13 protein-coding genes are annotated in these 12121 nt (G+C 68.6%); all 13 read right to left on the bottom strand.

What is annotated here, in order from left to right; all coding sequences use genetic code 11:
* Positions 1 to 10 precede the first annotated feature (10 nt).
* The 13 genes from IPN47_03425 to fabD all read right to left on the bottom strand — a co-directional run bounded on the left by IPN47_03425 (position 11) and on the right by fabD (position 12120).
* Positions 11 to 1189, bottom strand: a complete 1179-nt coding sequence (locus IPN47_03425) for a membrane dipeptidase (protein MBK9407097.1) — start codon at positions 1187 to 1189, stop codon at positions 11 to 13.
* Between the two features lie 48 nt (positions 1190 to 1237).
* The gene (locus tag IPN47_03420; protein MBK9407096.1) at positions 1238 to 1840 is read right to left on the bottom strand and encodes an aminodeoxychorismate/anthranilate synthase component II; all 603 of its coding nucleotides are present in this window, start codon (positions 1838 to 1840) and stop codon (positions 1238 to 1240) included.
* 46 nt (positions 1841 to 1886) lie between these two features.
* Entirely contained in the window at positions 1887 to 2807 is a 921-nt protein-coding gene (xerD, locus tag IPN47_03415; GenBank protein ID MBK9407095.1) for a site-specific tyrosine recombinase XerD, read from the bottom strand.
* A 6-nt stretch (positions 2808 to 2813) separates the two neighbouring features.
* The gene (locus tag IPN47_03410) at positions 2814 to 3443 is read right to left on the bottom strand and encodes a DedA family protein (GenBank protein ID MBK9407094.1); all 630 of its coding nucleotides are present in this window, start codon (positions 3441 to 3443) and stop codon (positions 2814 to 2816) included.
* Positions 3444 to 3450: 7 nt separating this feature from the next.
* Positions 3451 to 3936 (bottom strand): 2-C-methyl-D-erythritol 2,4-cyclodiphosphate synthase, encoded by a 486-nt coding sequence (gene ispF / locus IPN47_03405; protein MBK9407093.1) that lies wholly within the window; start codon positions 3934 to 3936, stop codon positions 3451 to 3453.
* A 3-nt stretch (positions 3937 to 3939) separates the two neighbouring features.
* Positions 3940 to 4977: a dehypoxanthine futalosine cyclase gene (gene mqnC, locus IPN47_03400; GenBank protein MBK9407092.1), complete on the bottom strand. Its 1038-nt coding sequence runs from the start codon at positions 4975 to 4977 to the stop codon at positions 3940 to 3942.
* A gap of 28 nt (positions 4978 to 5005) precedes the next feature.
* Positions 5006 to 6562, bottom strand: coding sequence for a PAS domain S-box protein (locus tag IPN47_03395; protein ID MBK9407091.1), 1557 nt, complete (start codon positions 6560 to 6562; stop codon positions 5006 to 5008).
* Between the two features lie 305 nt (positions 6563 to 6867).
* The gene (locus IPN47_03390) at positions 6868 to 7716 is read right to left on the bottom strand and encodes a menaquinone biosynthesis protein (GenBank protein MBK9407090.1); all 849 of its coding nucleotides are present in this window, start codon (positions 7714 to 7716) and stop codon (positions 6868 to 6870) included.
* A 1-nt stretch (position 7717) separates the two neighbouring features.
* Entirely contained in the window at positions 7718 to 8836 is a 1119-nt protein-coding gene (gene mqnE / locus IPN47_03385; protein ID MBK9407089.1) for an aminofutalosine synthase MqnE, read from the bottom strand.
* Between the two features lie 51 nt (positions 8837 to 8887).
* Positions 8888 to 10129 carry a beta-ketoacyl-ACP synthase II gene (gene fabF / locus IPN47_03380; GenBank protein ID MBK9407088.1) on the bottom strand — a complete coding sequence of 414 codons (1242 nt, stop codon included), beginning with the start codon at positions 10127 to 10129 and terminating at the stop codon, positions 8888 to 8890.
* Positions 10129 to 10368, bottom strand: coding sequence for an acyl carrier protein (locus IPN47_03375; GenBank protein MBK9407087.1), 240 nt, complete (start codon positions 10366 to 10368; stop codon positions 10129 to 10131). Before IPN47_03375 ends, fabF begins: the two co-directional genes overlap by 1 nt.
* Positions 10369 to 10438: 70 nt before the next feature.
* Positions 10439 to 11176: a 3-oxoacyl-[acyl-carrier-protein] reductase gene (fabG, locus tag IPN47_03370; protein MBK9407086.1), complete on the bottom strand. Its 738-nt coding sequence runs from the start codon at positions 11174 to 11176 to the stop codon at positions 10439 to 10441.
* On the bottom strand, positions 11176 to 12120 hold the full coding sequence (gene fabD, locus IPN47_03365; GenBank protein MBK9407085.1) for an ACP S-malonyltransferase: 945 nt from the start codon (positions 12118 to 12120) through the stop codon (positions 11176 to 11178). Before fabD ends, fabG begins: the two co-directional genes overlap by 1 nt.
* Position 12121: the final 1 nt, after the last annotated feature.

Raw genomic sequence — 12121 nt, 5'->3', positions numbered from 1 at the left:
GCCCTCGCCGTCAGTCCCCAGGAAGGAGCTGGCCGAGCAGGCGAAGGGCGTTGCCGCCCATCACCTTCCCGATCTGCGCGTCGGTCAGCCCCGCGTCGCGCAGCGCGCCGGCGACGAGCCCCATTCCACTGGCGTCGAAGGGCTCGGCGGTGCTCCCGTCGAAATCGGACCCCAGGGCCACATGATCCTCCCCTGCGACGCCGATGGCGTAGACCACCGCCCTGGCGAACGAGGCGGCGCTCGGCTCGCAGATTGCCCCATCCCAGTAGCCGATGCCCACCACGCCGCCGCCGGCAGCGATGCGCCGGAGTTGATCGTCGGTGAGGTTCCGCGGTCCGGGACAGGTTCCCTGCACTCCGCCATGGGACACCACGATGGGGCGGTGCGTGGTGGCGAGGATGTCGTCGACCAGGCGCGGCGAGGCGTGAGCGACGTCGATGATGAGGCCTAACGCATCCATTCGGGCGACGACCTGTCGCCCGAAGGCCGTGAGCCCGCCGCGCTCGACGCCGTGCGCCGATCCCCCGAGGTCGTTGTCGAAAAAGTGGGTGAAGCCGAACATGCGGAAGCCGAGGGCCGCCAGCGAGTCGAGGTGCTCCAGGCGTCCGGCGAGCGGATGTAGCCCCTCGGTTGCGAGCAGGGCCCCCACGACCGGTCGCCCCGACCGGCGCGCGGCGAGGAGAGCCGTGAGGTCCTCACGGGACCGGATGAGGCGAAGCGCCGAGTCGCCTCGGGCCGCCGATCGAGCGACGGCGTCCTTGAGGCGCTCCCCCTGCCAGCGGGCGCGCTCATAGAGGTTGAACCAGGCGCGCAGCGGATACCGCTCGGCGATGGCGAGGATGGTGATGTTGTCGGTATCGTCGGTGTTGCGCTCGTAGTTGATGCCGCGCGGGGTCTTGGTGACGACGGAGAAGACCTGGAGGGCGAAATGGCCGTCCTGCAGGCGCGGCAGGTCGACGTGCCCGTGGTCGTGGCGCTTGAGCAGGTCGCGCGGCCAGAGCAGCGCGTCGGCGTGCAGGTCGACGACGTCGATGGTGCGCAGGAGCGACTCGGCGGCCGGCGGCGCGGTGAACGGTCCCCGGGCGAGCAGCGTGTTCATCGAACGGTCCGCCATGCTGGCGCCGCGCGTGAAATACACAACGAGTCCCACCGCGACCACGGCAGCGAGCAGGAGCAGGAGGCGGCGGATCACGGGAGGTCGTTAGGTGCCGGGGAGCGCGTGGGGAGGTGGCCCGCGTCAGGCGGTGCGCACGCTGCCGTGAAAGTCGTCGGCCATCGTCAGGAAGTTGCGCAGCATGTCCATCCCGCCGTGCGTCAGGATCGACTCGGGATGGAACTGCACCCCCCAGACCGGATGCTCGCGATGATGCAGCGCGTGGATCTCCGTCGGCAGGTCGGACGCGTGCGCCACCACCTCGAGCGATGCGGGAAGCGAGTCGCGCTCGACGATGAGCGAGTGGTAGCGCATGACCTCGAGCGGCGACGGAAGCCCGGCGAAGAGGCCTGTCCCCGCGTGCTCGATCTGCGAGACCTTGCCGTGCATCACGCGCGAGGCACGGATGACCCGTCCGCCATACGCCTCGCCGATCGCCTGATGCCCGAGACACACGCCCAACAGCGGCGTGGAGGCCCCGAGGGCACGAATGAGCGGGACGCTGATCCCGGCTTCGCTCGGCGTACAGGGCCCCGGGGAGACGACGATGGCCCGCGGCCCCATCGTCCGCACGTCGTCCACGGACAATTCGTCGTTGCGGCGCACGAGCAGCGTCTCCCCCAACTCGCCGAGATACTGGACGAGGTTGTAGGTGAAGCTGTCGTAGTTGTCGATGACGAGGAGCACGGCGGGACGGGAGTCGGGAGGCAGGAGACGCGAGAGGCGCTCGACGTCAGCCTCTCGGATGATACTGCTTGTGAACAGTACGCAGGTAGTCGCGGTTGACGTGCGTGTAGATCTGCGTCGTCGAGATGTCGGCGTGGCCGAGCATGTCCTGCACGGCGCGCAGGTCGGCACCCCCCTCGAGGAGGTGGGTCGCGAAGGAATGTCGCAGGGTGTGGGGGGATACGTGCTTCTCGATCCCCGCGGCCTCCACGTGCTTGCGCAGGATCTTCCATGCCCCCATGCGGGAGAGCGCGGTTCCGCGCGCGTTGAGGAAGAGGATCCCCTTGCCGGCGCCGCGCTCGAGCCTCGGGCGCAGCTCGCGCTGGTACAGGTCGATGGCCCCCACGGCAGAGCGACCGACCGGAACGAGGCGCTCCTTCCCTCCCTTGCCGAAGACGCGCACGAGTCCTTGTTCGAGGAAGACGTCCTTGACCTCCACCCCAATCCACTCGCTCACGCGAAGCCCGGCCCCGTAGGCGAGTTCCAGCATCGCGCGGTCCCGAAAGAACATCGCATCGTCGATGTCGGGCGCCCCGAGGAGCCGATCGATCTCGTCGACGGTGAGGACGTCGGGGAGGTCTCGCCAGCGCTTCGGCATCTCCAGCCGGTCGCTGGGATCGAAGGGCACGACCCCTTCGCCGACGAGGAACTTGAAGTACGTGCGCACCGCGGAGACGTTGCGCCGAATGGACGACGGAGAGAGGCCGAGATCCTTGAGGTGGTAGACGAAGTCGCGGAGGGTGCGTGGCTCGAGTGCCGAGGGGGTTCGGGCGCCCTTGGTGACCGCGAAGATGGCGAGGCGCGCGACGTCGCGGCCGTACGCGTCGCGCGTTCGGTCGGACGACCCCTGCTCGAGCGAGAGGTAGTCGTCGAATCGTTCGAGGAAGAAGGCGCGAACGACGTCGTCCGGGGCGAGGGCGTCACTCATTGGCGCCTACGGCTCCTCCCGAGGACCGGCGCGGCGCCGGACCAACCACCAGGCGGCCAGGAGGGACAGCACGACCGCGCCGGCCAGCACGGCCGACCACCACCCCAGTCGACCGATCTGTTCGGCCAGGACCTCCCAGTTGTTGCCCGCGGTGAAGGCAAGCCAGGTGATCGTGCCGTACCACAGGGCGGACGCCGCGGCGATCGCGATCGCCAGCCCGGTCACCGGGACGTGCAACGCGCCGGACATCGGCGGGACGAGGGCGCGCACGCCGGGGAGGAAACGGGTCACGAAGAAGGCGATCGGGCCGTAGCGCGCCTGCCAGGCCGCAAGGCGGGCCTCGTTCCGCCCCCCAGGAGCAACGTGAAAGCGCTTGGCGATCCAGGCGCGCCCGAGTCGCCGGCCGGCGGCGTACATGGCGAGCGCCCCCGCCACGTTCCCCAACCAGACCGCCAGGAAGGCCGGCCACGGGGACACATGGTTCCGGGCGGCGAGAAAGCCGCCGAACGCCACCAGCACGTCGGCGGGGATGGGTGGGAAGATGTTCTCGACCGCGGCGAGGGCAGCCATCGCCGCCAGCAGGGTGGCCGGGGGGAGCGCCGACAGCCAGTCCAGCAGCGATTGCAGCTGCGGCACCGGCGGACTAGTCGCGCGCGGGGACGAGCGTGGCAACCGCGAGGCAGGCCAGCCCCTCGCCTCGCCCGACCCATCCCATCCCCTCGTTCGTCTTCCCCTTCACGCTCACCGCCGAGACGTCCAGCTGCAACGCGTGCGCGAGCCGCTCGCGGATGCGGAGGCGATGCGGCCCGATCTTCGGGCGCTCGGCGATCACCGTCACGTCCACGTTGGACAGGGCAAAGCCGAGGGCGTGCACGCGCTCGAGGGCGGCGACGAGCATCTCGACCGAGTCCTTCCCGCGGTTGGCCGGGTCGGTGTCGGCGAACATCTCGCCGATGTCGCCGGCCGCCGCGGCGCCGAGGATGGCGTCGGTGAGGGCGTGGCAGATCGCATCACCGTCGGAGTGGCCGACGAGGATGACGTCCGACGGAATGTCGACCCCGCCCAGACGCATGGGACCGCCCGCGGCAAAGCGGTGCGAGTCGTAGCCGATCCCGGTGCGAGCGGTCACGCGTTAGGCCGCGACCGGCGTCCCCACCGGGATGATCGAGTAGTCCTGGCGCCGGCGCGCCGGCGAGAAGCCGGCATCACGAATGAGCCGCTCGAGCTCGTCGGTGGTGGTGCGGTACGTGGTATTGGCCGCCGAGACCACGTTCTCCTCGATCATCAGCGAGCCGAAGTCGTTGCAGCCGAAGGTGAGCGCCAGCTGCCCGACCTTCATCCCCATCGTGACCCAGCTGGACTGGAGGTTGGGGACGTTGTCGAGGACGATGCGTGCCATGGCCACGGTCCGCAGGTACTCCGTCGCGTCCGTCTTGGCCATGTGCGACATCTCGGGCGTGTTCTCCGGCTGCAGCGGCCAGGTGATGAACGCGGTGAAGCCGTGAGTCCGGCTCTGCACGTCGCGCACGCGTTGCAGGTGCTCGATGCGCTCGGCCAGCGTCTCGCCGATGCCGTACATCATGGTCACCGACGTCTTCATCCCCTCGTTATGCGCCAGCTCCATGATCTCGAGCCAGCGGTCGGCCCCCGCCTTCTTGGGGGCGACGATGTCGCGCACGCGCTGCACGAGGATCTCGCCACCGCCACCGGGGATCGAGTCGAGCCCCGCCTTTTGCAGCTCACGGATGACGTCGACCGCCTCCATGCGGAACGTCTTGGCGAAGAAGTCGACCTCGCTCGGGCTGAAGCCGTGTACATGGATCGGGTGGTGGCGCTTGATGTAGCGCAGCAGGTCGAGATACCACTCGAAGGGGATGTACGGGTTGTGCCCGCCCTGGATGAGGATCTGCACCCCGCCCAGCGCCTTGGTCTCCTCGATCTTCGCCCCGATCTGCTCGAACGAGAGCGTGTACCCTTCCCCGTGCTTCGGTCGCCGGTAGAAGGCGCAGAAGCCGCAGTCGGCGACGCAGACGTTGGTGTAGTTGATGTTGCGGTCGACGATGTACGTGACCGTGTTGTGCGGGTGCTTCTCGCGCCGGATCCGGTCGGCTTCGAGGCCGAGTTCCAGGAGCGGGGCGTTCGTGTAGAAGTCGAGGAGGTCGCGCGTCATGGTCTCCAAACCTATCGACGTGCAGGGGTCATCCACCAGCGAGGCACTCGTGCACCGCGAGCGCCAGTTCCTCGGCCGACACGGGCTTCTGCAGTACCCGGCGGACGCCCCCGGCCTCCAGATCGCTCACCGTGAAGTCGCCGATGTAGCCCGAGAGGACCAGCACGGGGAGCGACGGGCGTAGCTGCTGCACCGCGCGCGCAAACTCCAGCCCGGTCATGGTCGGCATCAGGAAGTCGGTCACCACGACATCGCACGTCGTGGGATCGGCCTGCAGGGCGGCCAACGCGGCCCGCGCGTCGGAGAAGCCTGTGACATGGTAGCCGAGGGCCTCGAGTTGGCGTTGCCCGATCCGGACCAAGGTCGGTTCATCGTCCAGGTACACGATCCGTTCGCCACTACCGCGTGCCAGGGCCCCGGGCGCGGCGTCAGTCGCCGGCATCGTTCCCTCCAACAGGGGAAACAGGCATCGGACGACGGTCCCGCGGCCGGGGACCGACTCGAGTTCGACGACGCCGTCGTGGTCGCGCACGATGCCGTGCACCAGCGCGAGCCCCAGTCCGCTCCCCTCCCCCGCGACCTTGGTGGTGAAGAACGGTTCGAAAGCCTTGAGCCGAGTGGCCTCATCCATCCCATGCCCGTCATCGCGCACCGTCAGCGCCAGGTACGTGCCCTCGCGAAGGCCGGGACGGCTGCGGGCGGCACCGTCGCGCACATAGAAGTCGTCGGTGATGATCTCCAACCGTCCTCCGTCGGGCATCGCCTGCGCCGCGTTGGTCGCCAGGTTCATGAGTACCTGCTGCAGCGAGGTTGGGTCGCCTCGCACGAGTCGCGGTGCGGCGGTAAGCTGCGTCGTGATACGCACGTTGGGTGGGAGCGAGGCGCGGAGCAGCCGCGTCGACTGCGCGACCACCTCGCGCACGTCGACCGATTCGGACCGCATGGGCTGCCGGCGACTGAAGCGCAGGATGCGCTCCACAACCGCGCGCCCGTGGCGCGCGGCGTCGAGCAGCTCGCGAACGTCGCGGTTCACCTCGGGCGTGTCCTGCGTGGCCGGCACGAGCAGCTCTGCGAGTCCCACGATGGAGGCGAGCACATTGTTGAAGTCGTGCGCCACGCCCCCGGCGAGCGTCCCCAACGCTTCGAGCTTCTGCGCTTGGCGGAGCTGATCCTCCAGTTGTGCGCGTTCGTGCGCCGCGGCGAGTCGCGCCGTGATGTCGACGATCGAGCCCACCACGAAGAGCCCTTCATCCGTGGCGACCGGCGTGAGGCCGATTTCGACCGGGAACTCGGTCCCATCGGCGCGGAGGGCACGCAGTTCGCGACCGGCTCCCATCTGGCGCGTGCTCGGGTTGGCGCGAAACGCATCCCGAGCCCCGGGGTGTCCGTTTCGGAAGCGCTCGGGAAGAAGAAACTCGACCTGACGACCGAACATCAGCTCGCGTGAGTAGCCGAACAGGCGCTCGACCTCTGCGTTGACGAGGACGATCGTCCCCCGAGCATCGACCATCAGGAGCCCGATGGGCGAGGACTCCACCACGGCGCGCAGGCGTTGCGCGGAGGCGGGAAAGCGTGCGTCGGGCATGGCCCGGTCCTCACGAGCAGGTTCCGCACCTCGCGAGGAGACGGAGGGGGCGTCTCACGCGGGGGACGGTCGTGCCGTGCGATTCCCCGTCCGGAGCAGCGGTGCGCGGACGCAGGACAGTTCAGGCGTGCGGGCGTGCGATGGTGCAGGCGTGCAGGCGTGCAGGCGTGCGATCGGGCGAGCGACTGGTACGTCGAGACCCGGGCCCGGAGTCGTCAGGCGTCGGCGTGAATTGGCGACGCGCCCCCCGGATGGAATCCGTGAAACGGATCATTCAAGGGGCGCGTGCCCCCTGTCAAGCACAACTACGCGGCAGGAAGAAAGGCGAGGGAGCCGTTCGGCACACGCCCCGCCGCCACCAATCGCCGGAAGAACTCCGTGAGCCCGGCGAGGTGTTCGTAGCCAAGCCCGTAGTCGAGTCCCTGGAAGTAGTCGACGCAGGCGGCGCGCGCGACGCCTGTCACGCGGGTCGCTTGCTCCGCGAGTTCGTCCAGGTGCGCCAGTCCCCAGTCGCGGGACGCGATGAGCGAGGCGTGCGCGGAGAGCGCGGGGGCGACGGGGGTGGTGCGTTGCGCGACCCACACGGCGAAGACGAAGGGGAGTCCGGTCCATGCCTTCCACTCGCTCCCCAGGTCGTACACGTACGGGTAGGTCGCTTGCGTCCCCTCGCCCACACCGTGGCGCGCGTCGTTCAGGATCAGCGCGGCATCGCCGATCACGAGACGTGCCTCGTGTTCCTCTTCGCCAAACCGCGCGATGTCGGCCAACTCGCTGTTGCCGGGAACGAACTCCGGACGGACGCGCCACACGTTCTCGGCGAGCAACTCGACCAGCGCCACACTCGTCATGGAACTGCGCGAGACTATGACCCGGTGCCCGCTGAGCTCGCGCGCCGGGCGCTTGCTGAAGAGCATCACCGAGCGCACCGGTCCGTCGCACGAGATGGCGAGGTCGGGGAGCAGGAGGTAGCGCCGGGAGTCCCGCGCATACTCGACGGCCGACACGACGCTCACGTCGAGCGACCCGTCGGCCATCTGGTGGTTGAGGGCGCTGGGGATCCCGTCGACGAGCGTACCGTCCAGCGTCACGATCCCGCGATCGATGGCCCCGTAGACCGGGTAGCAGTTGATGTACGGGATGCGCCCGATGCGCACGTCAGGCGGCCTGTGCGCCTTCGGCCGTCTGCTCGAAGCGGCGAAGGATGCGGTAGAACGAGTCGCGTTCGGCGGGGACCTTCCCGGCGCCGCGAATCAGCTGCAAGAGCGCGTCGAGCGACATGCCTTGCGGTGTCTGTGCGCCGACGGCGTGGTAGATCTTCTCCCGTACCACGGTCCCTTCCAGGTCGTTGACGCCGAAGGCCAGCGCCACCTGTGACAGGGCCGGCGTCACCATGATCCAGTGCGACTTGATGTGCGCAAAGTTGTCCAGGTACAGGCGCCCCACCGCCAGCATGCGCAGGTCGTCAAAACCGGTCGTTCCCCGCCCCTGCCGGTCGAGCTGCTTCCCCAACTCGTTGTCGTCGGGATGATAGGCGAGCGGGATGTAGGCCAGGAAGCCGCCCGTCTCGTCTTGCAGCTCACGGAGCATGCGCAGGTGCTCCACGCGATCGGCGAGCGTCTCGACGTGCCCGTACAGCATCGTGCAGTTGGAGCGGATCCCGAGCTGGTGGGCGACGCGATGCACGCCGATGTAGTCGGCGCCGCCGAGCTTCTTGTCGGCGATCTGCTCGCGCACGGCCGCGCTGAAGGTCTCAGCACCGCCGCCCGGCAGCGTGTCGAGCCCGGCCTCGCGCAGCGCCGAGAGGACGTCGGCCCAGCTCATCTTCTCGATGCGCGCCAGGTGCGCGATCTCGACCGCAGTGAGCGCCTTGATGTGCACGTGCGGCAGCTCACGCTTGAGCGTACGGAACATCTCCGTGTAGTACGCCAGCCCGGCCTGCATATCGAGACCGCCCACGATGTGAAACTCGCGGGTGAGTCCATTGCGCGCCTGCTCGGCCTCGGCCATCACCTGATCCATCGTGTAGCGATACGCCCCCTCCTCCTTGGGAAGGCGGGCGTAACCGCAGAAGACGCAGGTCTTCCGCAGCACGCAGATGTTGGTCGGGTTGATGTGCTGGTTGGCGGCGAAGGTGACCACGTCGCCGTTCTTGGCGCGATTGACCGCATCGGCCATCGCCCCGACGCCGAGCAGGTCGGGGGTTTCGTACAACGTGAGCGCATCGTGCTCGGTCAGCCGCTCGCCCGCTGCCACCTTGTCGGCGATGGGGCGCAATGCCGGGTCACGAAGGGCCTCACGGGGGACTGCCACTGCGAGCGGCACGGCCTACTCGGAATAGCGCCGAACGGCGAGGGTCACGTTGTGTCCCCCGAAGCCCGACGAGTTGCTGATGGCGACGTCGATCTGGCGCTCCACCGGAACATTGGGTGTGACGTTGAGGTCGCACTCCGGGTCGCGCTCGAACTGATTGATGGTCGGTGGGATGATGCCGTTGACGATCGCCAGGGTACTGACGATGAACTCGACTCCGCCCGCCGCTCCCAGCATGTGTCCGGTCATGCTCTTGGTGGAGCTGACGCTGAGCGCATCGGCGTGTGCGCCGAAGACCGCGCGAATGCCGCGGATCTCGTTGGAGTCGTTGAGCGGCGTCGACGTCCCGTGGGCGTTCACGTACTGCACGGCCTCGGGGGCGATGCCGCCGTCGCGCATGGCGCGCTTCATCGCGCGCTGCAGCCCCTCGTGGTTCTCGGGCTGCCCGGTGATGTGATACGCGTCGCCCGTGGCGCCGTAGCCCACGATCTCACCGTAGATCCGGGCGCCGCGTCGACGCGCGTGCTCCAACTCCTCGAGCACGACCACCCCTGCCCCCTCGCCCATGACGAATCCGTCGCGTCCCTTGTCGAACGGGCGCGACGCGGAGGCGGGATCATCGTTGCGCTCGGAGAGCGCCGTCATGTTGGCGAACCCGCCGATCGACATCGGCGTCACCGCCGACTCCGACCCACCGGTGATCATGACATCGGCGTCGCCGTACTGGATGGTCCGGAATGCATCGCCGATGGCGTGCGCGCTGGTGGCGCACGCCGACACTGTGCCGTAGTTCGGTCCCTTGGCGCCGAAGCGCATCGAGACGATCCCCGCGGCCATGTCGGAGATGAACATCGGGATGAAAAACGGGGAGATCTTGCTCGGCCCCCGATCCCGATAGACATCGTGCTGCTCCTCGAAGATCCGGATGCCGCCGATCCCGCTGCCGATGATGACGCCGGCGTCCTCCGGGACGAATCCCCCGTCGGCCAGCCCGGCGTCGTGCATCGCCTGCACCGAGGCCGCCAATGCATACTGCGTGTAGAGGTCGTTGCGCTTGACCTCCTTGCGCTCCATGTACGCCAGCGGATCGAACCCCTTCACCTCACAGGCGAACCGCACCTTGAAGTGAGTGGTGTCGAACTTCGTGATCGGACCTGCGCCCGACGTGCTCGCGAGCAACGCGCGCCACGTCGTCGCCACGTCGTTTCCAACGGGCGTGACGGCCCCGAGGCCAGTGACGACGACTCGACGCCGCATTACGCGCTGACCTTCTCCTTCAGGTAGCCCAGGGCATCCCCAACCGTACGCAGCTTCTCCGCGTCTTCATCGGGAATGTCGATGTTGAATTCCTTCTCGAACTCCATGACGAGTTCGACGATGTCGAGGCTGTCCGCGCCAAGGTCCTCGATGAAGCTGGCCTCGTTCGTGAGCTTCTCGCGCTCGACGCCGAGCTCCTTCTCGATGATGTCTTTGACCTTCTCGCTCAAGTCGGCCATGGCCGGGTCCTCTCCGTAAGTGCGTGGGTGAAAAATGGGACGTGCTAAGATAAACGATGTGCCGGGGGTGTCACATGACCAGTCCGCCATCCACCACGAGGACCTGCCCCGTGATGTAGGCGGCCCGGTCGGACGCCAGGAACGTCACCACGTTGGCGATGTCCTCCGGCGTCCCGAGGCGCTCCAGCGGGATCTGCTGGCTCATGGTGGCGCGGGCCTCGGGGGTCATCGCCGCCGTCATGTCGGTCTCGATGAACCCCGGGGCCACCACGTTGGCCAGGACGCCGCGCGAGGCGAACTCCTTGGCCACCGACTTGGTGAGGCCGATCAGCCCCGCCTTGCTCGCAGCGTAGTTGCTCTGCCCCTTGTTCCCGATGATCCCGACGACGCTGGCGATGTTGATGATCCGTCCCCAGCGCTTCTTCATCATGCCGCGAATGGCGGCCCGGGTGCTGGCGAAGGCGCCGCGCAGGTTGGCGTTGATCACCGCGTCCCAGTCGTCGTCCTTGAGGCGCAGCATGATGTTGTCGCGCGTGAGGCCGGCGTTGTTGACCAGGATGTCGACGCCGCCGAAGGCCTTCTCCACCGCCTCGACCAGCGCGGTCACCTGCGCCACGTCGCTCACGTCGCACGCAAAGCCCTGCGCGCCGTTCCCGACCTCGGCGGCGACCGCCTCGGCACGCGCCTGGTCGCGCCCCACGATGGCCACGCGCGCGCCGGCCTCGGCGAGCGATTGTGCGATGGCGCGCCCGATGCCCCGGGTACTCCCGGTCACCAGCGCGTTCTTTCCCGTTAGGTCGATGCGCATCAGGCGAGGCGGCTGAGGAGTTGTTCGACGTCGGCCGCCGTTCCGCACGCGGCGGTCGCGACCGAGGGGGCGATCTTCTTCACCAACCCGGCGAGCACCGTCCCGGGTCCCAACTCCACGAAGAGCGCGTCGGGGTAGGCGGCGCTCAGGCGCTCGACCAACTCCGTCCAGCGGACCGGCGCGGTCAGCTGCTCGAGGCACAGGCGCTGCGCCGTCTCGGCGTCGCGCACCACGTCGGCCGTGACATTCGCGTACACCGGCAGCGTCGGTGTGGCGTACTGCGCGGCGGCGATCGCGTGCGCGAGGCCCTCGCGGGCCGGGCGCATCAGGGGCGAATGGAAGGCACCGCTCACGTTGAGTCGCATCGCGCGCTTGGCACCGGCGCCCTTGCACAACGCCATCGCCGCCTCGACGCCGGCGACTTCGCCCGAGATCACGACCTGCCCGGGGCAGTTGTAGTTCGCTGGAACCACCTCGCCCCCTTCCGGGTCGGCGGAGGCGCGCGCGCACAGGACGTCGACGGGCTCGCTCAGGTCGCCAAGGATCGCCGCCATGGCCCCCGGGCGCGTGGTCCCGGTCTCGGCCATCAGCCGACCGCGCTCGCGCACGAGGCGCACCGCCGCGGAGAGGGACAGGGCGCCGGCCGCGTGGTAGGCGGTGAACTCACCCAACGAATGCCCCGCCGCCGCACGCACGCGCCCCTCGAGGGCGTCGCGCACGACTGCCCAGGCGGCCGCGCCGTGCGTGAGTAGCGCCGGTTGCGCGTTGGCGGTGAGGGTCAGCGTGTCGGCGGGCCCCTCGAAGCAGAGCGTGGAAAGCGACTCGCCTAACGCCTCGTCCGCGGCGGCGAAGGTGTCGCGCGCGGCGGGAAAGGCCTCGGCCAGGTCCTTCCCCATCCCCGGCTTCTGCGATCCCTGGCCGGGAAACAGCAGGACGACGTCCATA

The sequence above is a fragment of the Gemmatimonadota bacterium genome (assembly GCA_016719105.1).
GTDB lineage: Bacteria > Gemmatimonadota > Gemmatimonadetes > Gemmatimonadales > Gemmatimonadaceae > SCN-70-22.
This window is presented reverse-complemented; position numbering and strand designations above follow the sequence as displayed.

Coding starts and splice junctions, on each gene's coding strand:
- xerD (MBK9407095.1), bottom strand. CDS start 2,807: ATGAGTGACGCCCTCGCCCCGGACGACGTCGTTCGCGCCTTCTTCCTC.
- mqnC (MBK9407092.1), bottom strand. CDS start 4,977: ATGACGCGCGACCTCCTCGACTTCTACACGAACGCCCCGCTCCTGGAA.
- IPN47_03395 (MBK9407091.1), bottom strand. CDS start 6,562: ATGCCCGACGCACGCTTTCCCGCCTCCGCGCAACGCCTGCGCGCCGTG.
- fabF (MBK9407088.1), bottom strand. CDS start 10,129: ATGCGGCGTCGAGTCGTCGTCACTGGCCTCGGGGCCGTCACGCCCGTT.
- IPN47_03375 (MBK9407087.1), bottom strand. CDS start 10,368: ATGGCCGACTTGAGCGAGAAGGTCAAAGACATCATCGAGAAGGAGCTC.
- fabG (MBK9407086.1), bottom strand. CDS start 11,176: ATGCGCATCGACCTAACGGGAAAGAACGCGCTGGTGACCGGGAGTACC.
- fabD (MBK9407085.1), bottom strand. CDS start 12,120: ATGGACGTCGTCCTGCTGTTTCCCGGCCAGGGATCGCAGAAGCCGGGG.